This is a genomic window from Vibrio sp. M260121, assembly GCF_036533715.1.
Classification (GTDB): Bacteria; Pseudomonadota; Gammaproteobacteria; order Enterobacterales; family Vibrionaceae; genus Vibrio.
Window position 1 is genome coordinate 26675 of sequence record NZ_JATABF010000031.1, and the last position, 24731, is coordinate 51405.

Annotated in this window: 19 protein-coding genes; 1 reads left to right on the forward strand and 18 read right to left on the reverse strand. The window is 43.6% G+C overall.

The annotated features are described in order from the left end of the window. Nucleotides 1–24: 24 nt before the first annotated feature. The 5 genes from QTO06_RS16400 to QTO06_RS16420 all read right to left on the reverse strand — a co-directional run bounded on the left by QTO06_RS16400 (nucleotide 25) and on the right by QTO06_RS16420 (nucleotide 4273). Nucleotides 25–453 (reverse strand): hypothetical protein, encoded by a 429-nt coding sequence (locus tag QTO06_RS16400; protein WP_331408961.1) that lies wholly within the window; start codon nucleotides 451–453, stop codon nucleotides 25–27. Beyond that, nucleotides 440–1093, reverse strand: a complete 654-nt coding sequence (locus QTO06_RS16405) for an aspartate/glutamate racemase family protein (protein ID WP_331408962.1) — start codon at nucleotides 1091–1093, stop codon at nucleotides 440–442. The genes QTO06_RS16400 and QTO06_RS16405 overlap by 14 nt, the downstream gene beginning before the upstream one ends. Before the next feature lie 70 nt (nucleotides 1094–1163). Next, on the reverse strand, nucleotides 1164–1409 hold the full coding sequence (locus QTO06_RS16410) for a hypothetical protein (RefSeq protein ID WP_331408963.1): 246 nt from the start codon (nucleotides 1407–1409) through the stop codon (nucleotides 1164–1166). A gap of 170 nt (nucleotides 1410–1579) precedes the next feature. Further along, nucleotides 1580–2122 carry an adenylate kinase gene (locus QTO06_RS16415; RefSeq protein WP_331408964.1) on the reverse strand — a complete coding sequence of 181 codons (543 nt, stop codon included), beginning with the start codon at nucleotides 2120–2122 and terminating at the stop codon, nucleotides 1580–1582. 468 nt (nucleotides 2123–2590) lie between these two features. Beyond that, on the reverse strand, nucleotides 2591–4273 hold the full coding sequence (locus tag QTO06_RS16420) for an immunoglobulin-like domain-containing protein (protein ID WP_331408965.1): 1683 nt from the start codon (nucleotides 4271–4273) through the stop codon (nucleotides 2591–2593). 373 nt (nucleotides 4274–4646) lie between these two features. Between QTO06_RS16420 and QTO06_RS16425 the strand changes: the two genes are divergently transcribed. Beyond that, entirely contained in the window at nucleotides 4647–5027 is a 381-nt protein-coding gene (locus QTO06_RS16425) for a cystatin domain-containing protein (RefSeq protein ID WP_138955426.1), read from the forward strand. Nucleotides 5028–5114: 87 nt separating this feature from the next. Here QTO06_RS16425 and QTO06_RS16430 read toward each other — a convergent pair whose 3' ends face one another. The 13 genes from QTO06_RS16430 to QTO06_RS16490 all read right to left on the reverse strand — a co-directional run bounded on the left by QTO06_RS16430 (nucleotide 5115) and on the right by QTO06_RS16490 (nucleotide 24726). After that, nucleotides 5115–8171, reverse strand: a complete 3057-nt coding sequence (locus QTO06_RS16430; protein ID WP_331408969.1) for an SMC family ATPase — start codon at nucleotides 8169–8171, stop codon at nucleotides 5115–5117. Between the two features lie 9 nt (nucleotides 8172–8180). Then, a complete protein-coding gene (locus QTO06_RS16435; protein ID WP_045459007.1) occupies nucleotides 8181–9320 on the reverse strand; it encodes an exonuclease SbcCD subunit D in 1140 nt (379 codons plus the stop codon). A 364-nt stretch (nucleotides 9321–9684) separates the two neighbouring features. Next, nucleotides 9685–10011, reverse strand: a complete 327-nt coding sequence (locus QTO06_RS16440) for a hypothetical protein (protein WP_050904609.1) — start codon at nucleotides 10009–10011, stop codon at nucleotides 9685–9687. After that, nucleotides 10001–14386, reverse strand: coding sequence for an RHS repeat-associated core domain-containing protein (locus QTO06_RS16445; RefSeq protein ID WP_331408971.1), 4386 nt, complete (start codon nucleotides 14384–14386; stop codon nucleotides 10001–10003). The genes QTO06_RS16440 and QTO06_RS16445 overlap by 11 nt, the downstream gene beginning before the upstream one ends. An 8-nt stretch (nucleotides 14387–14394) precedes the next feature. After that, entirely contained in the window at nucleotides 14395–15225 is an 831-nt protein-coding gene (locus tag QTO06_RS16450; protein WP_331408972.1) for an NAD/NADP transhydrogenase beta subunit, read from the reverse strand. Then, nucleotides 15226–15516, reverse strand: a complete 291-nt coding sequence (locus QTO06_RS16455) for a PAAR domain-containing protein (protein WP_020196276.1) — start codon at nucleotides 15514–15516, stop codon at nucleotides 15226–15228. A 12-nt stretch (nucleotides 15517–15528) separates the two neighbouring features. Then, nucleotides 15529–17364, reverse strand: coding sequence for a type VI secretion system tip protein TssI/VgrG (gene tssI, locus QTO06_RS16460; protein ID WP_331408973.1), 1836 nt, complete (start codon nucleotides 17362–17364; stop codon nucleotides 15529–15531). Between the two features lie 50 nt (nucleotides 17365–17414). Next, the gene (locus QTO06_RS16465; protein ID WP_005426862.1) at nucleotides 17415–17894 is read right to left on the reverse strand and encodes an Hcp family type VI secretion system effector; all 480 of its coding nucleotides are present in this window, start codon (nucleotides 17892–17894) and stop codon (nucleotides 17415–17417) included. 207 nt (nucleotides 17895–18101) lie between these two features. Then, nucleotides 18102–20666 (reverse strand): type VI secretion system ATPase TssH, encoded by a 2565-nt coding sequence (gene tssH / locus QTO06_RS16470; protein ID WP_331408974.1) that lies wholly within the window; start codon nucleotides 20664–20666, stop codon nucleotides 18102–18104. Nucleotides 20667–20676: 10 nt separating this feature from the next. Beyond that, nucleotides 20677–21639 (reverse strand): type VI secretion system baseplate subunit TssG, encoded by a 963-nt coding sequence (gene tssG, locus QTO06_RS16475; RefSeq protein ID WP_331408976.1) that lies wholly within the window; start codon nucleotides 21637–21639, stop codon nucleotides 20677–20679. Beyond that, a complete protein-coding gene (gene tssF, locus QTO06_RS16480) occupies nucleotides 21636–23459 on the reverse strand; it encodes a type VI secretion system baseplate subunit TssF (RefSeq protein ID WP_331408977.1) in 1824 nt (607 codons plus the stop codon). Before tssF ends, tssG begins: the two co-directional genes overlap by 4 nt. Then, on the reverse strand, nucleotides 23456–23920 hold the full coding sequence (gene tssE / locus QTO06_RS16485; protein WP_005426975.1) for a type VI secretion system baseplate subunit TssE: 465 nt from the start codon (nucleotides 23918–23920) through the stop codon (nucleotides 23456–23458). Before tssE ends, tssF begins: the two co-directional genes overlap by 4 nt. Before the next feature lie 8 nt (nucleotides 23921–23928). Beyond that, nucleotides 23929–24726: a type VI secretion system accessory protein TagJ gene (locus QTO06_RS16490; RefSeq protein WP_331408979.1), complete on the reverse strand. Its 798-nt coding sequence runs from the start codon at nucleotides 24724–24726 to the stop codon at nucleotides 23929–23931. Nucleotides 24727–24731 lie beyond the last annotated feature (5 nt).

Below are 24731 nucleotides of genomic sequence, written 5' to 3' on the forward strand. Positions count from 1 at the left end.
GTGGTGCTCGTCCTTGTTAAATTACTATTGAGAAATTGGAGTCAGTTTTAGATAGGAGTGCACTTCTCCATTTTTGTATTCAATCGCAGAGTGGATGGAAGGTTCACGATTTCCCACAACAGAGAGCTCATAAGTGTTTTCACCTTTGTAGATCGTGATATGAAGAACACCAGCCTCAAGCTCCCAGTGTCCTTTGGTGTGAAGGCGTCCAAACAAGGTGTATTCATCAAGTGAACCATCCGCATGCAAGTGCACCTCTGTGATGTAGCCACCCGTGCAGCTCTTAATCCAGCAACGGTCGCTCACCTCCTCCAAGCGTACTTCTCTTTTGCTTGCCTTCCATTTTGAGAAACGTTCAGACTCCGCAAAAGACGCTTCGATATCGGAATGTTCTTTGATAGGCGCACCTTCCAGCTCGCGAAAGCAAAGCTGAATCCAATTAGTTATTTGCATGGAATGTCCTTAAGGTTTCAATTGCCCTTTTTACGCCTAAAAGCGGGCTGCTTAATACTGGAATGTCGACATCAGCTAATGGTGCCGCACCTGACATCGAAGCTTGTGCTAATACTATTACGTCATAATCACGAGCTTTCTGCTCTATTACCGCTTTGATCTTGTCGTAATAGCCTTGATTATCTTGGTCGAGAAAGCGTTCCCATGCACCTTCAACCACAAACGTATCTAACTGAAGGATACAATTGTCCTCACTCGACTCAAGTAACGCCAAGCTCGGCTCTATCGTTGTCGATAATGCCGCAAGTAACAACACTCTCTCATGAGTTACGGCTTGATCACCCATTGCGCGGTCGATACGCTGAACATTGATTCCCTGCTCTGTAAGCGACTCAGCAAAGCGACCAATTGAAGAACAGGTGCAAACCACCAAGTTTGCTTGCTCCGAAAGCTCGCGTACTTTGTCTTGTACTGATTGCTTCACCTTAGACTCGTCCGCCCCAGCAACCAAACGTTCCAACAAGTCAGCATCGGCAAAGTGTGCGACTTTTAAATCAGGTGCGAGCTCTGTCATCAGTTCGGAGAAAGGTTGAATGTGTACGGGTGAAGTATGCAGAAAATAAAGGTCGTATGGCTTCATGCTAAGTTATCGATTTTTAGTTCACTTCCGACAACTTAGCACAAGGCAATGGGAATTAATGCGATCAGAGTTATTGTTGTGCTTCCCAAAGGTCGAGAAAATACTTGCCATAAATCACTTCCGTTTGCATATGCATAATCAGCAGAAATGCAATCAGGACTAATACAGTGCGATTGAAATAGCGGCTAACTTTGGTACGGACTTTTATGTCGAATATACCGATGTGAATACCAACATAAGCAAAGGGGTAAACCAATAAAACAGCGAGTAACCAACCTAGGTAGCCGGATATCGCCATTTCTTCGTAGCCGATCATAATACCTCCACAATGAATACGACGGGAACGTTATTGGGGTCTGTTAATCTCTCGAGCTGATTTTTGCAGCGAAAGGTCAACAGACCCTAGTATTCATCATCTAACGGAGGCGGAATGTCAGGATTTACACAGCTGCGAGCCGTTGCCAAAAAGTCACTTAAATAAGTTACTTATCTATTTATAAAATCTTGAGAACCAAGAAAATCTTGTGCCATTTTTGGTGAAGTGGTGTGGATGAACTCGATAGGCGAACCTTTTAAGTCATCTTTCAATTTTAAATAACGCTTCCGATTCTTTCGGTAATTCTTAACCGACCACCAAATAATCGAGTCTGTACTCAAAAACGCTTTTCTAAAGCTTTCTCTATTGCCAGTTCCTTCCCAAAACTCTTCTTGAGTCCATGCCCTTTTAATAGCACGAGTTATGGAACGATAAGTGGTGATAGAACGTGAATAATCGAGCCAGATGATGGTATCGACTCTTTGCCATTTGTATGGTTGTGTTCGGCTGTAATTCCCGTCGAGTACCCAAGCGTCTTGTTGAGTTACGTCCACGACTTTATCGAAGAACGTCTCATCATCGAGTTCTTTCCAATCGGGAAGCCAGAACAACCTGTCCATTTCTATGTACGTGACACCTAATTTCATTGCGAGTTGCTTTGAAAACGTCGATTTACCGCTTGCACTGCTGCCTACTACATTGATCCTTTTCATTAAATCCTCCTAGGTGACCATACCAAATTGACAAAGAGCGACGCACTCCAACTATAGGTAAGTAGGGAAAATGCGGAGGCGAGATACTAATGATTACGCTTTCAAGTTCTAGTGTAGGTTCAATAAGATGTGAAGTTACGCGCATAAAAAAGCCTCCAGTGAAGGAGGTCTATACCCAAGTGACTTCAAGGTGCTGATTCAGAGCGTTGTCATTGATTCCCTGTTTACCGAAAGTAAGCAAGGAAAACAACGAAGCGGAATAGCAAGCTCTTTCCAAGTTGTTTGACGCAGTAATCGGGTCAATGACACGCTCCCTGAGGGCGAGTTGACTTGGCTTGTATACTTTGTTGTCGATTCTTGATTTAGACCCACTAAACCTTTAAATCGCCGCCGCGTCTACAAACCAAGTCAATCTCGCTGAACCTAGCACCTCGAGGTTACTTGGGTATACCTAAATTCATGAGCTAATTACAACTTATCCCACGCGTCTGACCAATAAACGGTTTCACCAGGTGCATAAGAAGGGTTTGAACACCAGCCCGTGTATGGCCACGGTTTACACTGATACAAGTTACCATCCGAACCTGTGACAATGTCACCTGCTTCATACGTCTTTCCAGATTCATACGGAGGGTAACTGCTGCCATCAGAAACAATCACAGAGCGTTGCGCAGTCGTAGTTTGATTAGCACTGTCCGTTACGCGGTAAACCAAGTCGTAGACACCTAGTACGTTCACATCTACGCTGCCTTCTACACGCACTTGATCAGTCAAATCACCGTCTTCTGCATCCGTCGCTTTTACGCCTGCCATTGGGTCAAAAGCGTCACCAAGCTGGATGGTCGTATCTGCGACACCTTCAAACTCAGGCACTAGGCTGTAAACAACAACCGTTCTACTTTGCTTGGTTTCATTGTTGTCGCTGTCTTTTACACTGTAAACCAAAACATATGTGCCTACCGTGTTCACATCAACTGAACCTTCGACAGTGATGCTGTTGGTTAGGTCTCCATCTTCTTTATCAGACGCAGTAACACCTGCATACGGGTCAAATGAACTACCGTGATGCACACGAACATCGATGAGGCCACTAAACACTGGTTCACCTTCACTTGGTGGTGGAGTCTGCCCGTGGATAAACGGACCGTAATCCTTCACGAATTTTTCACCGTACGCTTGGCCATTTTTATCGGTGCCCATATCCCAGTTCACCGACCATGTCATTACGCCACGAAGTGCCTGCCCTTGCGCTTTAAGTTGATCAAACGCGTCGTAAAGGTCTTGAGGGTTTTGAACAAAGCCCGTTGCAGCAGCATCAATGTTAGATGGGATACCAAACACCAGTTTGTCATGCGGGATTTTGTGGAAACCGCGTGTACCGTTCGATAGAGCGTCCGAAATGTAGTAAATAAACTCTTGTTTTAACTCATCATTGTTTTGCGCTATCCAACCCACGCCATCAACCCAAATACCGTCACCACCTTGATTGTAAAACTGAGGGTTGATCCAATCGTAGTACCCTTCTAAACCAGTAATGTAAGGAACATACTTGCCACCTTCTGTTAGATAAGGGAATTCAGGCGCCATCGTAATTAGGAAGTTCTTACCTTGTTGTTGATAATGCTCTTTTACAAGGCGAAGTGCAGCTGGAATTACGGTTTGGTTGTTCTCTGCCGTTACTGCTGACTGCTCTAGATCGATATCTAGACCATCAAAACCGAACTTATCCGTTAAACGAATAATCTGTTGTGCGAACGCTTGTTCGTCACCAGTTTTAAGTTCAACGTGAGCATCTGCGCCACCAAGAGCGATGAGAACGGCACGTCCTTGTTGGTTTAGAGCTTCAATTTGGTCAATAAATTGTTGTTCTGAAAGGCCGATATTTGGATCGAGCTTAAAGGTTGGAATACGACCTTCATTGGTATTGAATACCTTCATAAAGGAGACGTTAACCACATTGTACATAGGATCAACTTCATCCAATGTTACACACGGTGCATTACCTCCCTTGTAACCAGCGCCATCGCACCAGTTATGCCAGTAACCCACTACGACACCACCATCAGGATTTACCATCTCATTAGCGGATGCGACGTTCGCAAGACCACTCAAACCCATTGCTACTGCTAGATATAGCGCTTTTTGCTTCATCGTGTTACCTCTCATCCATTTTGTTTCATCACAACAATCATTCAGTACTTTGTATTGGCACTTAATGAATTTCGTTTGGATTATATGGCTGAGCTAAGAAAACAGATACACTTACAAAGTTATGTTTTTAATGTCTATTTTATAATTGTGATCTTAATTCACGACGCGAAATGAACCGTAAAGCTGCGCTCGCAATTAAGCGTGACGTTCTATCAAAATCCCACAAAAACGTAACCAATCTTCTTTTTTTGGAGCTCGCTCGCAACCATTTCATCAGGATTTAACCCTCTGCATATCAAAAGTTTGCACAACGTAGACATTGTGCTTTAACACCGAGCTTTATAATACGTGCTTGCAAACAGAGGTTAATTTTATGAAATTAAAAACCGTGTCAGCTTGCGCTATCTTGATTCTTCTTGCTGGATGTCAGCAAAATACTCAAGATGAAGCGGCACAACCAACAACCTCGGCAGATGTATGTAATACACAAGGAAATATGCCAGGTGGGTGGAACGAATTCGATGCTACCCCAGACGCTCAAAAGGCAATGGCCTTTGTCCTAAACAAAATGGAAACTCTCGCTTCGTTTAAACAGATCTTGTCCGTTCATGCACAAATTGTGAGTGGTGTGAACTACGCGATAGAGTTTGAATTGAATGATGGCTCAGTTTGGAACACGGTTGTTTACCGCAACCTTGATGGTGAATATGCGATTACGCAATCGCCGAAGGAAGGTCGCTTCTGCGAACAGTAAGTGCTTCGAGACAGAGAAACAAAAAGCTCCGCTACTTTACACCGTAATCTAGCGGGGCTTTTGTTTATGTACGTTTGCAGGTATTGATTAAGAATCAAATACCATCCGAGATTTCACAGAAACTGTAGAACCAAGTCGCGACGGTTCAACATCAATACGCTGCGCCATTTGCTCTTTCAGTTCAGATACGTGAGAAATCACGCCAATCATGCGACCCGTTTGTTGTAAGTCGACCAAGGTTTGAATCGCAAGATCTAAAGATTCCGGATCTAAGCTGCCAAAGCCTTCATCAATAAACAGCGTATCCAAGCGAATACCGCCACTGTAAGACTGCACAACATCAGATAGACCGAGCGCTAATGCCAACGCTGCCATGAAAGATTCACCACCTGATAACGTCGCAACATCGCGCGTTTTACCTGTGTAGCTGTCCTCTACTACCAGATCCAAGCCTCGTCCTGCCGCACCTTTAAAGCCTTCCGTTTTACGAGCCAAGATATAACGACCTTTACTCATCAGACTTAAACGCTGTGACGCTTGAATCAATACATCGTCTAATAACACACCAAGGACAAATCGGTGCAGACTGATGCGGCTACCCGTTTTACCGCTTGCAACGTCATACAAAGTGCCAAACACTTTGTATTCGTCTTCTAACTTAGTGTTCTTGTCATGTAACGTCGCGATGTCATTACGGACTTTCTCTAGACGTTCAAACAATGAGCGCGTGCTATCAAGCTGATTACGCGCTTCAACGTAATTTTGCTGATTGCTGTTTAGCTTAACGTTAAGCCCTTCTAAATCTGGTAACACCAAGTCTTTCAACGTTGAACTTAAATCTGCCAAAGTTTGTTCTAGCTTGATTTGATTCTGTTTGAACGCATCAATTTCTTGCTGCCAAATCTGCATCTCGGCTTCATCAACTTTACTTGCTAGGAATTGTGCTTCATCCTCAAATGCGCTCGTCTGCAACGCTTGCGCCCAATCAGTTTTGGCTGTGTTCAAACGCTCTAGTGCCTCATTCAACCACTGTTGATTGGTTGTCAGTTGGCTTTCAATATTGGTCTTCGCCAGCACGGCTTGTTGTAAATGATTTTGTGCAGACTCGAATGCGGTATTCAACTCCGTAATCTGTTTTTGAATCGCAACAATGTCTTGCTCAAGAACTTCAAGAGATGAGTACTTGGCATCTAACGAAGCAGACAGTTTAGCCAGTTGCTCTTGGTTCCCTTTTATCGTCGATTCATTCGCTGCCATCTGGTTTTGCAGATCATTGATCTTACCTTCCCCAGTAACACAACGCTGGTTTAACTCATTGACGCTTTGTTCCAACTGAACCAAGTTAATCGATGACAATTGCTGTAAACGTTCATTGAGCTGCTGCATGGACACTTGTAACGCGCCTAAATCCATTGATGCTTTTTGACCAAGCTCAACGGATAGCTGCTCAATCTGCTGCTTGTATTGTCCGATTGCGATATTGTGCTGCTCCAACTGATTGTTCAATTGGTTAAGCACAACTTGCCCTTCTCGCTCCGTGTTTCGAGCGTTTTGAACTTGATCCTTAGTGACCTCCTCACCAACAAATTGAGCGGGTTGAGGGTGTTCTACACTACCGCACACCGGACACATTTCACCGGCTTGTAAGCGCTGAGCCAATACAGCGGCTTGAGCATTGTGCCAACTCAATTCAAGTGTATCTGCTGAGCGTTGAAGTTCTGCGTATCGCGCTTTTGCTTGGTCAACCGAAGCTTGTTTGCTAGGCGTCGCCGCGTCCAATTTTGCCAGCTCTTGGTTTAAACCAGTTAGCTTCTGTACGTCTTGCATCAAACGTTGTTGCTGTTTTATCTCAGCCTCTACAGTGCCAATACTTGCAACATCGACTCGAGCTTGATCCAGTGACTTCTGACCTTGTTGCGCCTCTAGCGTTAACTTCTCTTTCAGAGCGATATATTTCTTGAGCGTTGCCTCAAACTCCGACTTTTGCGTCAAACCTGCGTTAATGGCTTTCTCTAGCTCTGACTTTTCAACCAACTTTCCTTTCATGCCTTCAAGTTGGTATTGCTGCTCTGTCAGTTTTGGCAATTGTGCGGCTTGTTCTTTCGCGGTTTGCAATGCGCCTTCTTTGGATTTTACCGCGTCATTTGCCACAGTAAGATCTTGAGAAAGCTTAGCCACCTTTTGCTCAAGTTCTTGCGTTTGCTTTGAGGCATTTTGTAACGTGACATAAGGCAACTCAACCTTGCTTGCCTTCTTCGCATTGTCTAACTGCAATTGACGAGATGAGACAGCATCGCTCTGTTCTAAATGTCGCTTCAATGCAATTTCGGCTTGCTCGCGCTTTTTAAACTCATTGCTCAGCGCTTCTGCTTTTTGCAGTTCCGTTTTTACCGCATTTAATTGCGCCAGAGATTCTTGCTCTTGCTTTTGTACAGATTCAAATTGAACAGATAAGGCTTCGCGCTGCTCTGTCAACTCCGCTTCTGAAGAAACACCAGCCACCTGCAGTGCGCCTCGAATTTGGTTATCAAACTCGTCTTTGGCTTTGCTAATAGCACTCGCTTTGTCTTTCAGTGCGTATTCAATCTTCTTGTAGATATCCGTTTGGAATAGCTGACCAAATATCTCTTCACGCTCTTTGGACGTCGCAAGTAACAACTCTCGAAACTTACCTTGTGGCAACACCATAACTTGGCGGAACTGAGTTTCGTTCAAGCCAATAATATTGGTCACTTCTGTCTTTACTTGCGTTGTTTTGCTGGTGATGAGCTTTTCTTCGTCCGTAATCTCATACAAAGCTGCGGTATGCTTACGCACCGTCATGCCCTCACCACGCGCTTTTGGTGCTTCTTGTTCTGGTGAGCGAATCACTCGATAAGACTTGCCGTGTAAAGAGAACTCAAGTGTCACTTCAGTCAATAGCGTTGGCGCTGCCATATCGCAACGCATTTGAATGCCTTGACGCTCGTTACCCGTCGTTTCACCATAAAGAGCAAAACAAATCGCATCGAGAATCGAGGTTTTACCCGAACCAGTAGGACCATTGATAAGAAACAGAGGGTTAGTTCCCAGCTTGTCGAATTCAATCGTTTCTGTTTGAGCAAACGGACCAAAAGCCTGCATTGTCAGTTTAATGGGTTTCATGTTTGGTCCTTACTGAGCTTGCTGAGAAAGTTGTTTGATAATGTCACTGATCGCTTGATCTTGTTCTTGCGATAATTGGCCGTCTTGCGCTTCCGAAAAGAAATCTCGGAACATGTCTATCTCACTTCTCGCCAACTTCGCTTGCGCCATTTCCTGCTCGACACCAATTAACATGCCCGGTTTTTCTAGGTGCAAAACATTTGGGTAAACAGTACGTAGCTTTTCCATTGGGTTTAAGATCGCGTGCTTATCCATCAAACGTACCAACAGGTAGTCTTCGTTTTTCGGATCGGTTTTGCCCTGCTCTATTACTTGTTCAAGTTCGCCTTCAACGATTCGCATCTCATGAGGTGCGGCAAGGTCAATATGCTCTGCCGAGACAAAACCGTTTTGGTCAATTTCCACCAGCGTGAAACCTTTCTTCTGGTTTTGTTCACCAAAACTGTATTTCATCAGTGAACCAGAATAACGAATGTACTCTTCGCCTTTTTTCTGTGGCTGGTGCAAATGCCCCAACGCTACATAGTCAAAGTTGAGAAAATGCTCGTGACTGACACGGTCGGAACCGCCAATCGAAAGTGGACGCTCAGATTCAGACTCAATGGCACCATCGACAAAGCAGTGACTGACTAACACGTTGCGTTGTTCTGGTTGGAACTGCTCCGTGATTTTCTCGGCAAGTAACTTGTGTGCTTGATCGTGGGTCGAAACGGGTTCTTGGTAGGCAAAACGGACTTGCTCTGGATCGTTATAAGGCATGCCATAAAAAGCCACTCTCCCTGCGCTCTCGGTTTCAATAACAACAGGGGTAAGCATGTCTTCGAAGTTACTGATAATGTGAAGACCTGCATTTTTCATCTGTTCTGAGCCAAAACCTAGGCGCTCAGCACCATCATGGTTGCCAGAAATCAGAATCATCGGCGTATTTAGCTCACCACAGATTCGCTTCACTACTTTGTTAAGTAGTTCAATCGCAATGGTTGGTGGGACAGAACGGTCATAAATATCACCAGCAACAACCACCGCATCAACAGGGTTGTTTTCAATATATTGGATTAACTGGTCAAGAACGGCTTGCTGATCGTCAAGCAAAGAGACGTTATGAAACTGTCGGCCAAGGTGCCAATCTGAGGTATGGATAAACTTCATTCGAATTCACTTTCTGCCATCAATATGGCGCTATCTTATTATCCCCCTAGGATATCGTGAGTTCGTAAGCTTTTCATGTGGTTTGTGAAGGCTTATCAAGAATAGGATCCCCGAACTTAATTCGGGTTATCTTAAGACAAACTTCAGAGGAAGAGCGCTACTTCGCAACTTTTGCTGTGAATATCAGTAGCTCATCTATATGGAACGATAGAAATAACTGGGGAAGAATAACTTTCCCTTTTACAACCAAACAGCTTGCGAGCGAAAAATGTTCTACCGATACGTTTAAAGTAACATTGGTTAACACTCTTAATTCTATAGCTTTGTACTCTATTACTCCAACCTTTGGGACTCCATTGAGATTTTAGGCCCATCCTTTAGCTATCAGATATTTGTCAGGGATCCTAAGCCTAACCTCTTCTTCTAACTTAGCAGGGATGCTATCAATTGATTCATCAATCATAGATATCGAAAAAAGCTTAAACTGGAAGCCAGATTGCAATATAGATAAGGAGATGGTTCGTTTTTCTACAAAAGCTCGGACTACGAAGTAATTATATAAACTCATCTCGATTACCAGTTGCAAAGCAGGGATATCACTACTCTCCTTTACGACAAAATCATTCACAGCTTGCCCAAAATGACTATCGAGTATTTCGATTAGTTTATCTTCTAAAATTTCACTTTGCATAAAATACTCCATCAATTTCTTTTAGTCGTTTAAAGTTGTACACTTTTTTTAGGTAGCCCCATTCTTGCTCAAGAAATCCACCGTGTATACGAGGATCATGGGTAAATTTTATATCTTTGCCGGACTCAACTGCTTGGTCCAAAATGGGAATGTTAAATGCATCGAACATTTCATCGTCAGTCAAATTAAACCGTTCGGTTACAGTCCCCCATTCAGCACCAAGGTCAAAATACATTGCATTTTCATTTTTAGCCACAGCCACATAAGAATCTGGGCCTGGTATACTCCAGTCTTCAATTCCATCTATAACTGTGGGTCTATATTTTCCAAGAACTAAAGTGTCCGCATTGACGTTATGAACAGAACGATTTTTGACTGCAATGTATTCGTCTTCTGGGATCTTAGTCAGTATTGACTGAAGCCTTGAGTTTGGGATACTACTTTTTCCTATTGCTTTGAGCGTTGTAGCTCCACCTACTAAGGTTGTTATTATTTCAGGTGACTTTTGAACGATCGTAGCGATCAACGGAGAGTCTGTTTGTTCCAGTGCAGCATTCCCGATCCCCATCATAGTTTCTTCATATTTCGCGACATATGGAGAAATAGCTCTGCCAATCCTACCTGCACCGTCTGTCCCTGGGATATACGAGTAGTTTGTCTGTATTGATTCGATTAAATCTGCCGAGCTAGATACATCTCCTGTTGCTAATTCAATTACACCTCCCAGCCCAGCTACAATGTCAACTGTCGTGTTATACATACCGGCAGCTAATATTTCAGTAATACCGACCGCATAGTCTATACCAACCTTCTGGACAGCATGAGGAGCGATAGCCCGCATGCTATAACTTGGGTTAGTTTGGGAGAGAGTGTTACCATAATTCCCCGCCCCCATTGCGTAGTACACCGACTTCTCAGGCGAATTATCATTGTGTCCGGCAAGAACTGTCGGTGTGTCTTCTTTTGCACATAAACCCAAGGGGTCGACCCAAGAAACTGGATTTGGCGCAAATTGATAGTGGTTGGTTCCACCGAGAAGCCCTAGGGGATCGGGTTGGATAAATCGACCTATTTGAGGATCGTAGTAGCGTGCTAAGTTGTAGTGCAGACCAGTCTCAATATCGAAGTACTGCCCCTGTAAGCGAAGGTTGTTTTTAACCGTCTCGACACCAACGTGAGCAAATCCAAAGGTATCGTATGTTGCTTGCCAAACTACCTGCCCATTCGAATCCACCAAACGCTCTGGAGTTCCGATTTGATTGCATTGGAAGAAATAACACTCGCCGTTTTCAATAAGAGCAAGCGGAACAAAACTGTTTGGTTGATATAGATACCACCGATAACCCGAACGAGAATACTCACCGACTAAATGACTTCCTTGCCAAATAAATTCGGTAGTCCCAATTTCGCTGATTTTCTTCGTTCTTCGGCCTAGCGCATCGTATTCAAATTGGCATAAATGCCCTTCGCTTTCGACAACAATCAGCTGCCCTTTTGCATCGTAAGTGCAGTACTGCTCTCGTCCATGTCCTTGACTGCTAGTTCTATTTCCTAGTTCATCGTAGTCGTACCTGATACCATGGTGTTCAATAAGACGGTCATGTTTTCGCTGCGCACTTTCGTCATTAAAGTTGCCAAAACTGTCATAAACGTATGACTCTTCAGAAGTTTCCGTCTTTACTCTTTCTAATTGGCCGAGTTCATCATATTGATAATGTTGAGCTCCCTTCTCACTGTCGATGATAAGCGACAGATAATGCTGTGCGTTGAAATGGTATTTACGCTCGAAACCAGTCCATGTTTGGTGCTTCAAGCGACCTATTCCATCGAACTCTCTCCGCTCTTTTCCCGCGCTACAGGTGATTATCGATAAACGTTGTAATTCATCGTATTCAAACTTAATTGAATCTTCTCTTTCTGAGCCGTTTGAATGAATCGTTAACCCGCATACCGTGCCAAATTGGTCATGCTCATATATAACCTCTGTGCCGTCGTCATAACGTTGAGAGCGAAGTAAACCGTTATCTTGGTATTGATTGGTGAAAGAAAAGCGTCCCTGCTCTTCACTTACCAATTTTGTACCTAAATACGTATAGGAGACGTTCGAAAAACGGTTGTGCGCACGGATTAACTTGCCGCCTAAGGTGTGTAGGTAATGGTCCTCAACACCGCGATTTTTACCATGGGCTTTCACCCTAGCGATGTGACCAACTTGGTCATACTCAAAAGAGATGCGACCACTGCAATGCAAGATTTCACTTAATCTTTCAGCGCGGTCATAGGTGTAGTTTGTTTGCACTTGATCGAAGCTAGTTGTCTGACTGATCTGGCCATCTGGAGTGTATTCAAACTTGTATTGGCAACCGTCAGAACGTTCGATAGATATCAGGTTCCTTTCCGCATCGTACGAGAAGGAAAAAGAGCTTTGATCTGGTTTAACAATTTCCGTTGGTTGAGCAAAGTTCCCCCAAACAATTTGGGTTGTCCCTCTTGGCGTATGAATCAGCTTAACTCGCCCAACTGAGTCATATTGGTAGCGATGCTCTCGAGACGTGCCATCTTCTGAGCTTTGGAAGTATAGTCGTGTGAGTAAGTTGCTTTCGTTGCGCTCAAATCCGCTTATGAGGCCATGTGGGTAAGCGACTCCGTTCACTCGATCGCGCTCGTCATAGCTATAGCGAATCAAGCTTTGATCGACTTTTTTTGCTAACAGCTGATGCGAGTCATTCCACCACCATTGTGTACGAGACCCAGTATCAGCACTCGTTTCTACTTGTCTGCCATATTTATCAAATACGGCGCGTTCTTGAAGCCCGTTACTGTGTTGGTGCCTTACGAGCTGACCAAGTGCATTGAACTCTTTAAACTCGATTTCACCGTCAGGAAATTGATGCTTAATGCATTGACCAAATTCATTGTACTCAAAACCCTCTGTAGCCCCAGACGAGTGTGTTTTTTTCTCGAGCAAACCAAATGGGTTGTAGCTATGATGGGTGTATGTCTGATCTGCATTGATAGTACAAACTAATCTACCGAGTGGGTCGTACTCAAATGCCCTACATCTCGATTCAGGGCTCACACTCTCAAGCAGCTTGCCTTGTTCATTGTGTTTATAGTGCCAACAGTGTCCAAGTGAATTTCGGTATTTGGATTCGCTCCCATCAAACTCAAACGAGTAATCATAAACACTTTCATCCGCCCAATTTTTTATGCATTGCGCATCAGGCCCTCGCCCAGACCATGTAAAGTAGTGAGAAAGTCCGCTAGCTCTCGTTCGTTTAACAATTAAGTTTGTGTCATCGTATTGGTATTGTTCGATTAAACCATTTTCATTCTGAGCAGCTATCAATCGCCCATCAAAATCGAAATCATACTTGGCTAGCAAATGTTGAGTCTTTGGATTTCTAATCTCTATTAGTTGGCCTTGATGATTGTATTGAAGCTCAAGCTGGTTTTGTCGGTTGACGCATATATGGGTGATACGGTGATCTCGAGAGTATTCGAGGCTTACCGTTTTCATATGACCTAGACGGATTTCAGTGGCAACCCACTGCTCATTCTTTAAGAAAAACTTGATTTGAGCTTCATTACTTAACGTAACTAATCGATAACCGCTGTGATGATACTGGCAACTCGCACCCACATAAGTTTGGTAACTGATTCCGCCTTTGGCGACATTTGGAAATAGGATTGTGTCCCCCATTTCGTCGATGAACAGCCACCCCGTCACATTAGATTTTTCATCCAATACGTCTGTTAGCTCATATTGAAAAATATGTCTCCAACCAAAGCCAAGAGTTGTAGCAGAATCGCACAACGATGAGCGATACGTTCGTGACCAAACCAATCCATTAGGCAGTCCGACATCAGACAATGAGAGATTTTCTTCCCCTGTGACCATGGAAACAGGATCGCCTGCTTTTACATGCCTTTTGCTACTTTCTTCTTGAGGATTACTATTACTTGCGACAGTGTTGGTGCCTGAGTGAGTAGCGTTCGAGTTATTACGCTCAACCTTCGCCAGTTGGTTTATGACTTGGGAAGGTATGTTGGCTGATGGATAAAATGTGCTTGGTGCAGTCTTAGGTAACTCAACAGCAAAAAGGATTTTTTCTTGTAATCCTTGAGCAATAATTTGAAGAAGTTCAGACTTAGTTTTTGTCTGGTATTCATGTGAAAAAGTCGCACTCATGCTTGTCCATGACGCAATTTCACTGAGCTCCTCTAAATCGGAAAAATGAAAATTCTCAATAAACGCTTCTGCACTTAGAGCGGTTGCAAAGCTTTGTTCCGAGCCGGTACTGAGTCGCTGCGTGGAAAAGTAAAACGTGATTCCGTTCAAAGATGTGAGTTTGACAATCCTTTGTATATTCATTTTGTAAGTTACTCACTACCCCAGCGGTAAGTGGCGCCAACGGCATACCCACCACGCTCAATATCAAGCTGAATACCTGAATAATTTTTATCGTGTGTTTCTTTCGGCTGCAGGCAAGCACAAATCGCCTTCAATACCCCTCCACTCGCTCCCAAAGGGCCAGTCGTGGTGCCTATTAGCCGATAGGAGGTGTCTCTATTAACCCAAGGAGAAAGGAATTGAATTGAGTCCAGCCACACAGGCTCATCGCCTTCGGTTGACAACATCAATTCATCCAACTCCTGTACACACGACTTTCCGAGTTGCTTAACGACATGTGAAACCGCGGTGTTATTACTATCGAGTTGAAGATCAATTGCGATCTTATTGAATATAAGTCCCTGTTTTTGCGCGGAGCAGCGCGCGACAACTAATGAGTCGTGCTCCCCTTTAGCATCGGCAACATGTAAAGCGACAATCCATAATGGTTTAGTTTGTTTTACTGCTCGTTGGATTCGACTCAGAGCCATCAGAAAAGACGCGTTCCCATACGGATATAACGCCAAATGTTGTGGTTCTACTCGGTGAAAAACCGAAAGAAGCAGCGTTGTAACACGTTGAAGCTCAACCTTGTCGGATAGCTTTGGTAACAGAAGATAAACTTGTCCTTCGATGCCGCATTCAGACAGCGCTTTCGAATAGTGAGTTAATCTGTCATAGACAGGTAGGACTGAGCTTTCCCTGGCTTGTGGAATCAGTTCGTTTTTTTCTGATGGCCTTAGCGTATTGTTTGCCAATTGCTCTACAGAAAAGGCTTGATCGCCCAGCATACAAAGTTGGGATTGAAAAAATAGCGCCATTTACCCACCAATTAATATTGCTGAGTTACCGGCAACAATTTTACCGCCATGCGCGGTGGAGTCTCCCAGCCTAGCCGCAGGTTTTCCGTTGATTTTGACGCTCGAAGACCCAGATGAAATAGTGTCTGGAGGCCCCACACAAGATAGCTTGTCCCCCTGACGCGCAGCCGGAATACCTGAAATCTTCACGTTTGGAGAACCGACAACAACAGGACCACCTACATGAGGGACTTTGTTTGTTTTTTTGGGGCACACATGGTGACTCCCCAATACCGCGGCTGGTTTACCCATATCTGCTCACCTTTAGTTAAGAGAAATTTGACCAGCTTTAAGTGCTATGGCTGAACCATTAATAGAGATCTTGTTGCCTTTAATGTTGATCTCCCCAGAACTAGACATTTGTATCGACGCCCCTCCTACCTTTATTTCAATGCTCTTACCCGCTTTAACGACAAGAGCTTCACCGATATCAACCCCTTGGTTCTTGCCTACTTTCTGACTCGCGTTATTACCGACCTCTTGCATAAAATCATTGGTAATCCTTTCACTTTTATTGTTCTCTACAGCAATATCGGCATTGTCTTCCACCACCATTTGAAAGAGTTTCTCAGCATGCAAATACACATGTTCTTCGCCGGGTTTGTCTTCAAAACGTAGCTCGTTGAACTTGTCACTGCCTTTTTGTACTGAACGGGACTTATAGCCGCTTTGGGAAGCTTGGGCAGGTAATTGATAAGGTGTTAGCTGGGTAGCGTTATAAAGAGCCCCAGTTACGATTGGCTGATCTGGGTCTCCATTTACAAAATCGACGATAACTTCTTGTCCGACTCTTGGATGGAATACACTCCCCCAGCCATTGCCAGCACTGGCTTGAGCGACTCGAATCCAACATGAACTGTTCGCATCATATTGACCTTCACGATCCCAGTGGAACTGCACTTTGATTCGACCAAATTTATCTACGTAGATTTCGCCATCTTTGTTTCCTGTCACAATTGCGGTTTGCAAACCTCTAATCTGCGGTTTAAACCTCCGCATTTTTGGGCGCAGAATGGTGTTTGAGTCAACGCAATGAAACGAAACCCTCACACCTTGTGACGACGTACCGCCCTGTCCCGTTTGGTTAAATACCGCAGCAGAAAGCGCGACAGAAGAAAGGACATATTCTTTTCCTACTCGAGTCTTATCCTCATGTTTTTTAAATTTAAAAAGCTTGCCAACAGAAAATGTCCTGCAGCTTGATTCACCACTGCATTGATAAACGTCTTGCTGAAGTGATTCAATTGCGTGTGTATTTCGCAACACAAACTCATCGTCAGTTTCAGCTTCAGCTAAGTATTCGTAGTGCTCACTATTTGGCACCGAAAACAGTTGTGCAGATCCACTAGTAAGATTCTGTGGTGGTGATAAAGGCTTGAGCATATTAAAGCCGGACTTGTGTGCGGCTTTTGTCGTCAGTATTTGCGTTTCATTCCAAGAGTAAATATGGCTTGCTTGACCTGTTCCCGTCGTATGTTCGACAAGAAACTCTGAACCAGGTATGTAAAAGTTAAGATCATCAAACAATTCCAGTATGTGTGCTGAATTTGTATGTGAGAAGCAGTAAGCAATCCCTTCTTCAGACAGAAGTCGTTCAACAAATGCCAGATCAGATTCTTCATATTGAACTTTATAAGTATATTTAGAGTACGACTTGGTAAGCTTTAGGCTAAAGCTTACGTCATGCTCAGATAATACTTCCGACACAATTTCTTTAATGTCTTTGTTTTGAAAAATACGGGAGTGGACTCGATAATCGGCAAAGCGAACTTTAGGCTCTATAAGTAAATCGATATTTCGATAGTTTTCACCTTGATGAGCTGTGGTCACCCGAGATCCTGTTAACTTAGCTCGTGAGACAACACCATGAAAGTAACGGGGTTGAAAGCTAACACTTGGATCATTGTCCATAGCGATAACAACCTCTTGCCCAATAATATTATTGAGCTCTTCGTGTTGCCCGTTGAAATAAGCTTGTGCATGTAATGAAAAAAGATCTGATACTTTTTCCTTATATTCAAATGAATTTAGAATAATGGCATCTGTACCAAATGGTGTAGAAATACGAATAAAGTTATTTTTCTGTGTCGCTTTTTTCATTAGATACTTCTTTATAAAATAGCGGGAAGCGTTGACTTCCCGCAATTCAATTACATTTGTTGACCTTTCACACCGCTGTAGCCATATACTAATGGTGCAGATGTGTTGTTCTTATCGTCAGTTGGTGTCACTGTCATCATCATTTCAGTGTATGAAATAGTGATAGTTTCAATTGGGCGGTCATCTTGAATTGACACTGAGTAGTTTGAAATCATTGCATCTGTAAGCTCGATTTTCATGATTTCTTCCACTTTCTCACCTTGCTTGGTGATGTGGAATACAGCTGGTTTACCTTTACCAATGGTCGCTTCTTTAAAAAGATCCGGTGACGCGCGGTCTTGAAGCTTAGTGATTGTCAGGTCGTATAGACGTGTTGCACTTGCTTCACGGTCCATAGCAGTACCAGTGAATGATGAAATTTCACGACCAACACTCCAATCTACAGATAGTAGTGTAATTAGATCCTTGTACTGCTCAGCAGTTGCTTCACCTTTAATATCTGCATATTTAAGATACGTGTTAGACTGCATGCTAATCTCCTATAGCATTATTAATGACATATTGCTTAATGTTTTAATTATCTATTCTATTTTGATAATTAATGATTGATGTATCAAAAACTTTATTTTAAATACGCTCTTTTATATCTTTAATTAAGAATTTAATTAAGCGCTATTTCTGATCAAAAATGTTTATTATGAAGCGACTCTCAAATAATTTTTACTTTAGAAAAACTGTTAAATAAGTGAGACACTCAATGAATTAACAGAACCTTCGACATTAATTATTTCAAATGTCTTACCATTAAGAATGGCGTTCAATATTTCATGAGAAACTTTCGGTAATAGCGTATTTTCAATGGTTGTTTGCACGACCCTTGCCCCACTCCCAGACTCGTTACTGCTATCCACTATGTCGGTTACAAGATCGTCATCAAAATGCAGTTCAGCCGAATAGTGTTTTTCAATTCTGTCTGACACCTTTTTCAGCTTGAGGCGTGTAATTTGTGTCAATACTTCTTTATCCAAAGGCACATAAGGAAGGACATTCACTCTTCCTAAAAAGGCGGGCTTAAAGTCGTTTAGTAAGTCATCATGTAGTGAGTCTTTTAATGTACTTGGATCAGGAGCAAGTTCTGGGTCATCGAACAGTGACATGGTGGTATCCGTCCCTGTATTCGCTGTCATGATAATAATCGTATTTTTGAAATCGATATCTCTGCCTTCGCCGTCCTTAATTATCCCTTTATCAAAGACTTGGTAGAAAATGTCTTGAACTCCTGGGTGCGCTTTTTCCATTTCATCCAGCAGTATTACACTATACGGCTTACGTCTGACGGCTTCGGTTAATACACCACCTTCACCATAACCCACGTATCCTGGAGGAGAACCTAGCAACAATGAGACCTTGTGTTCTTCTTTGAACTCCGACATGTTGATTGTCGTAACGTTGTCCTCACTACCATACACTTTTTCCGCAATCGCTAACGCAGATTCCGTTTTACCCACACCACTTGGACCAGTTAATAGGAACACACCGTTTGGCTTGGATTCATCAGTCAATTGCGCACTCGCCGTTTTGATCACCTCAGACATGACTTCTAGCGCGTGGTCTTGACCAACAACCCTCTCGATTAAACTCTCTTTTAGGTTTAGAACAGCTTTTATTTCATCATCTTGCAGTTTACCTAGTGGAATCCCAGTCCAGTCTGATATGACTTCAGCAATCAAAGCCTCGCTAACATGGGAAAACACTAAAGGCTGCGCACTCGCGTTTAAGTCGCTTTCGATTTCCATTAATTTTTTCTTATCTTCACTTAATGGTTCTAGAGCAATTTTTTCGCGTAACGCTATCGCTTGTTCAACCCACGCTTGTTCTTTGTTCCATTGCAACTCCAAGTCAGAGACCTGAGTAGATAACTCATCAATATCTCGTCTTATGCGCTGGACTGATTCAGTATTCTCCGAGCCAAATTGAAACTCTTTCTCAAGCTGCTTTAACTCGTCTTGTTTAAGTTGAACAGATTTCCTTTTGCTATCGAGCAACCCCGGAATGGCATTTTGGCTCAAGGCTACGCGGGAACATGCGGTATCTAAAACGGAAACGGCTTTGTCTGGCAACTGCCTTCCATTTATGTAACGCGAGGAGAGCTGTACAGCGGCTTCTAAAGCATCGCTGGTGATGTAAACACCATGGTGTTCAGCCATAACACTCAATAGTCCACGTAACATGTTTACGGCAACCGCTGGCGTTGGCTCTTCCACTTTAACGACTTGAAATCGTCTTGTCAGGGCTGCGTCTTTCTCAAAGTATTTTTTGTATTCCGCCCAGGTCGTTGCTGCTATCGTTCGCAGCTCACCTCTTGCCAGAGCGGGTTTGAGAATGTTCGCAGCGTCACCTTGACCGGCTTGCCCGCCACCACCAATCAAACCATGCGCTTCATCAATGAAAAGGATGATTGGCGTGGAAGACTCGTTAACCTCTTTAATTACGTTTTTTAACCGATTTTCGAATTCGCCTTTCATGCCCGCTCCTGCTTGAAGCAGAGCCATATCAAGAGACTTAATTGAAACGCCTTCTAGCGCTGGAGGGACATCTCCTTCGACGATCTTTTGAGCCAGTCCTTCGACAACCGCTGTTTTACCGACCCCAGCTTCACCCGTCAGAATTGGGTTGTTTTGACGCCTTCTAAGCAAAATATCAATCATTAGACGGATTTCATTCTCTCGTCCAACTACTGGATCAATCTTCCCTGCCTTTGCTTGTTCAGTGAGATCCACGGTGAACTGATCCAACGCCGCGTGCGACCCTTTAGTTCCAGTAACGCCAGCTTGATGTGGTGAACTCCCCTCTGAAAATCCAAGGAGTGCACTTGCCTCTACTTTGTCTAGCTCTGTGCTGACTTGGTTCATCACGTTCGCCAAGCTTTCATCTGACAAATAAGCACTTAGCAGATGGATACAATCAAGATCCGTTGCTTGAAACTCAATCGTCGAGACCATCATGGCGTTTTGCATCACAGAAACTGTATGCGCTGAAAGTCCCGGAACTGACTCACAACCTGTTTTATACTTTTCTAATTGAGATAGTAGCTGTGATTCAACTACCTGCGCGTCGACATTAAATTTATCGAAAACTTCAGCATAGATTTGATTGGGATTTTGGACAATGGTGAGTAACCAATGCGTCATTTCAATACTATGGTGAGTACGCGAACTGGCCATAGCGGCTGCTTGCTCAAGTGTTTCTCGTGCAACAGGTGATAACCTTTCGACCAACGCTGAAAGTGAGAGTAAAGCCATTTTGATTCCCTTAAATGGTAATTGTTATTTTTCGATCTTTGGTTCGTTTATGTTTTGCCAAAACGGTTCCTATCCCTAATTGACCAGAACCTTTAACAAGACGAACTTGAGGTAAATGTTTATGACGTGTCGTGAGCTTCCAATTAATGCGCTTATGCTTGCCAACATAGTCCTGCACAACTGACTTTATGGTTGCTAAGCTCGATTTATTTGGCAGTAATTGCTCAACCTGTAATGTGTTCGTCGGAAACAGCTCAATCGTAATTCCTGCATTGATATTCCATGCCTTGGCACCGATAGAAGCTCCTCGCCCTAATTGAGCATACTGCCCTTCAGGCGATGATCCTCCAGCTAGCTTAGTTTGCTCATCTTGCGATACACTCATCCACTGCCCCTGAAGCTCGTGTAATTTAGCTTCACAGTCTGTGAGGTGCTCAATTAAGTCTTTTAGCGCACCTTTACCGCGACCTTTCTGCGCAAACAATCCTGCATAGTAATTGTTCAGGTGCTTTTCGTGCCCAGTTACCGCTTCAAGACTGCTCAATAGAGGTGCTCGATTGCCCTTATTGTGCTCACGTGCTTGCACCGCAAATTGACTTAGCTGCCAACTTCGGTAGTACAGTGACAACAAGCGATGATTGAAAATGTTATAGAAATCGACCATTGCACCATCACCAGCCTTTTCACGACCGATGGCCAATTCACTGTAGTAGCTTGGTAAAACACCTTGCTCACCCGTTAAGCCAAGCAAGTTCGTTTCTAGGAAAACTTTATGCTCAGAAAGTGTCGCATTAACCAGTTGTGCATTCTCATAACCCAATGAGGCGTTTACTTTTAACTCAAGCTTCTCTTTCTTGGGTAACTCATCCGAGCCTAGTTGAGCTTGCGAACGAAGTAACGCTTGCTCGATTAGGTGAATCGCTTCGAACAACGGTCGCTTTTTCAGCTGAATTAAGAATTCTTCTGGTTTCATAACAAAGCTTTGTTTCCGATCAGTGCTGGCCACCGATGAAATAACTGGCCTGTCGATTTAAGTTTTACCTCTAACTGCGTAAAAATGTTTACTTCCGCAAACTGAGAGAAGTACACCGACAAAACGCAACCTAAAAGGAAGACTTGCTCTTTAGATATCATTTGATCAGAGACGGTCAATATGAGCTTTACACCATGAGCAAATCCAACTTTACCTTTTTCGTTGACCCTTCCCGTTGTTTGCTGATACTCGAAATTTACGAGAGCATCGATCAGCGATTTCGTTTCCGCTGTACCTGTAAACGCATACAAGTTGAGTAATTGCTTGAGCGTAGAGAGTCCATCCTCATCGGTAAAATGAGTCAGGGTAAGCAGTTTGGTTAGTTGCCAACGCGTGCTCTCATCCATTTCCGGCCTCACCGTTTCTGACAAAGAAACAAGGCATCGAAGCTCAGCAAAATTGTCATTGACACTCGGTAGCGAGACCTCTGGCAGGCCGCCACCAAAAGGCAGTTTCTGCGGTAAGTTTCGATTGCAACATTCCGCCTGTACGTACATCAGCCAGTTTTCACGACTTTCAGGAGCAAATAATCGGTGCTTTTTATCCACGAATGAAATGTAGCTTTCTCGGCCCGGTTCATCGAACCCACCTGCCCAATTCTTATCCTCTCGCCTCATGACCCAAAAAATCTCGCTTTTGTTCATGTAATGAGTGTGTTCACCGGCAAAATAACTGGGCAAGTTCTCGTATGTTTTATTCCAATTCCTAAGCGTGACATTCGAAATAGACACCACTTCGTTGCTCTCTGCTTCTTGGTATTGTGGAGACAGTTGGTATTCGTACTCGGCTGGCTCTAGTCGCTTTGGCTCCATTGTTGTTTTGAACAGATTGATGATGGGAACACAACCTAATAACACACTGTCTTTGTCAACTTGCTTTGGGAGCCAGTCATCATTGCAGTCAAAGTAAAAGTTGAGTTCCAACTCCTCGTTAATACCTAGCTTTTCAAGATTTAAGTCAACGACATCAAAGAACATAAACTTCTCGGGGAAGTGTAAATATTCCACCAACATCCTCGAAGAAGAAAAGCTTCGCTTGCTGTAGGGCACGACTTGTTGACTATCGATAAAACCGACAGCTTGGCAGTGACGTGGAGTGTACGAAGCCTGCTCACAACCATTCACCGAGACAGAGATCCCGATTAGGCTTTGGAACAATAGCTGATATAACCGCTGAGTAAGCTGTGCTTGGCCATTGAGGTAGAATCTGAGCGTCTCGACGCCAATCTCACTTAATGCAGACTCACCATCATTAGCATTGATCTTTACCTTAAGTACAGATTTAGACGAACGCTCCCAAGGAGAACCAATCGGCTGTATCGGGGCATTTTCAAAGGTTCCTGCCGATATATCGAAGGGATACATTCTTGTCTCATAACACGTTCTGAATTCACATTCTTTGTAACCCGGCGCGCCAACCATCACCTTTTCCCCCTTAGAAACATCAAAGGGAGCAGAGGTCGACTCATTACATTTCATTTTAATGATCGACATTGAAGGGATTGGCGCATGAAAATCCGGATGCAACTGCCCCATCAAAGATTCCGTAAACTGCGGATAACTGTTATCGAGACTTTGACGTATACGAGCTGTCATGAAAGCGCAGCCTTCAAGAAGCCTCTCCACATGAGGGTCATCGACTTGCTCTTCACTGATCCCCAATCGAGAAGCAATTTTGGGGTACTGCTCGCCAAACTCTTGCCCTTTATGGCGTAAGTAAGCTAACTCTCGGTTGTAATACTTAATAAACTCGTCACTCATTTCATTCTGCTCAACTTCATGCCTAAACTCACGGGTTCTACTTCTGAGTTAAATGTCACTTCGTGTGTGTTATTGCCAATCAGACAAGTCGCGCTGATCTTTAGTCTCAAGGTTCTGTCTACTGCGCTCTTTTCATCTAGAATGCTAACGTTCGGGCTTTCTAGGCGAGGCTCAAACTCTAAAATCGCATCACGAACGATTTCACACAGTTGATCTTGCCCCTGCTTGCTGCTGTATGGCATAGACGAAAAGTCAGGTAATCCATAATTTAAAATTGAGGACTTTACTTCTCTGAGATCATCCGAAATTTCCGTCCAACCGATACGGCTGTTCAGCATGGACTCCAAGTCTCTTAGAAGATTGTCGACCAATGCTTGCTGACCCAACGGAAAATCCTTGTCTTCTCTAAGATGTGGATCGTTATCGATAAGCTTGTCGAGTAAAGAAGCGACCAATGGCATAAAAACCTCTATGCCAATGCCTTGCTTTCTGACAAGGTGTCCAGCTCAAAGATAGGCAGTGCTTTATCACCGACAAGCCAACATTTTTGACCTAGGCCGACAAACAGTTCACTTTCACCTAATTGCCTCCAATCTGTTTCTCGGCCAAGTTTTTGCGCGTCGGTAATGGAATCAATGTAAGTCAGAGGCATATGCCCCTCACCTTCACCCAAGCCTTCAATGTCAAACTCAACAGGTCGCCAGATGTGTTCAAGCATCGAGCTCGCTTGTTTTATGTCTAGATGCTTAATGTTTTTGATCGGCACCAGAAAGTAGTTACCTGCCGTCGAGAAAAGTTCGATGTATCCGGATAAACGATCGTCAATATCTCTCACATCCTCAAACTCTCGAGTTCCTTGTAGGAAACGCTTTTGCTCTCGCATATTTTCCAGTGACTGAGCGAGTTCATAGCCATGGTCAAACTCTTCATTTTTGATGGCTAAATTAAGGTCTACAACAAGCTCGTTGGCCTGCTGATCAAATTCAATAAACTGTGCAGTGGCAGCCCCACCTGTAAAGTCTTTTCGCGCTTGTGCCGCTTTCACCATATGGCGTAACTGACTCGCACCAGATAAATATTCAGGGAACAATTTTATCGACTGTATGAGCTGATCGTCAGCACGTTCAAAATCACCGTCAATGCACAACAGTTCAATAAAAGAACTGCGTAACGCTGCATCTTTTGGTGAAGCTTTAATGTCTTCGATAATCAGTGTTATAGCCTGTTGTAAGTTGCCCTCAGAAAGCGCATTTTTCCATGTTTTCATTGTCT

Excerpts from the sequence above, each read along its gene's own strand:
- QTO06_RS16400 (WP_331408961.1), bottom strand. The coding sequence starts at position 453 with ATGCAAATAACTAATTGGATTCAGCTTTGCTTTCGCGAGCTGGAAGGT.
- QTO06_RS16405 (WP_331408962.1), bottom strand. The coding sequence starts at position 1,093 with ATGAAGCCATACGACCTTTATTTTCTGCATACTTCACCCGTACACATT.
- QTO06_RS16410 (WP_331408963.1), bottom strand. The coding sequence starts at position 1,409 with ATGATCGGCTACGAAGAAATGGCGATATCCGGCTACCTAGGTTGGTTA.
- QTO06_RS16415 (WP_331408964.1), bottom strand. The coding sequence starts at position 2,122 with ATGAAAAGGATCAATGTAGTAGGCAGCAGTGCAAGCGGTAAATCGACG.
- QTO06_RS16420 (WP_331408965.1), bottom strand. The coding sequence starts at position 4,273 with ATGAAGCAAAAAGCGCTATATCTAGCAGTAGCAATGGGTTTGAGTGGT.
- QTO06_RS16425 (WP_138955426.1), top strand. The coding sequence starts at position 4,647 with ATGAAATTAAAAACCGTGTCAGCTTGCGCTATCTTGATTCTTCTTGCT.
- QTO06_RS16430 (WP_331408969.1), bottom strand. The coding sequence starts at position 8,171 with ATGAAACCCATTAAACTGACAATGCAGGCTTTTGGTCCGTTTGCTCAA.
- QTO06_RS16435 (WP_045459007.1), bottom strand. The coding sequence starts at position 9,320 with ATGAAGTTTATCCATACCTCAGATTGGCACCTTGGCCGACAGTTTCAT.
- QTO06_RS16440 (WP_050904609.1), bottom strand. The coding sequence starts at position 10,011 with ATGCAAAGTGAAATTTTAGAAGATAAACTAATCGAAATACTCGATAGT.
- QTO06_RS16445 (WP_331408971.1), bottom strand. The coding sequence starts at position 14,386 with ATGAATATACAAAGGATTGTCAAACTCACATCTTTGAACGGAATCACG.
- QTO06_RS16450 (WP_331408972.1), bottom strand. The coding sequence starts at position 15,225 with ATGGCGCTATTTTTTCAATCCCAACTTTGTATGCTGGGCGATCAAGCC.
- QTO06_RS16455 (WP_020196276.1), bottom strand. The coding sequence starts at position 15,516 with ATGGGTAAACCAGCCGCGGTATTGGGGAGTCACCATGTGTGCCCCAAA.
- tssI (WP_331408973.1), bottom strand. The coding sequence starts at position 17,364 with ATGAAAAAAGCGACACAGAAAAATAACTTTATTCGTATTTCTACACCA.
- QTO06_RS16465 (WP_005426862.1), bottom strand. The coding sequence starts at position 17,894 with ATGCAGTCTAACACGTATCTTAAATATGCAGATATTAAAGGTGAAGCA.
- tssH (WP_331408974.1), bottom strand. The coding sequence starts at position 20,666 with ATGGCTTTACTCTCACTTTCAGCGTTGGTCGAAAGGTTATCACCTGTT.
- tssG (WP_331408976.1), bottom strand. The coding sequence starts at position 21,639 with ATGAAACCAGAAGAATTCTTAATTCAGCTGAAAAAGCGACCGTTGTTC.
- tssF (WP_331408977.1), bottom strand. The coding sequence starts at position 23,459 with ATGAGTGACGAGTTTATTAAGTATTACAACCGAGAGTTAGCTTACTTA.
- tssE (WP_005426975.1), bottom strand. The coding sequence starts at position 23,920 with ATGCCATTGGTCGCTTCTTTACTCGACAAGCTTATCGATAACGATCCA.
- QTO06_RS16490 (WP_331408979.1), bottom strand. The coding sequence starts at position 24,726 with ATGAAAACATGGAAAAATGCGCTTTCTGAGGGCAACTTACAACAGGCT.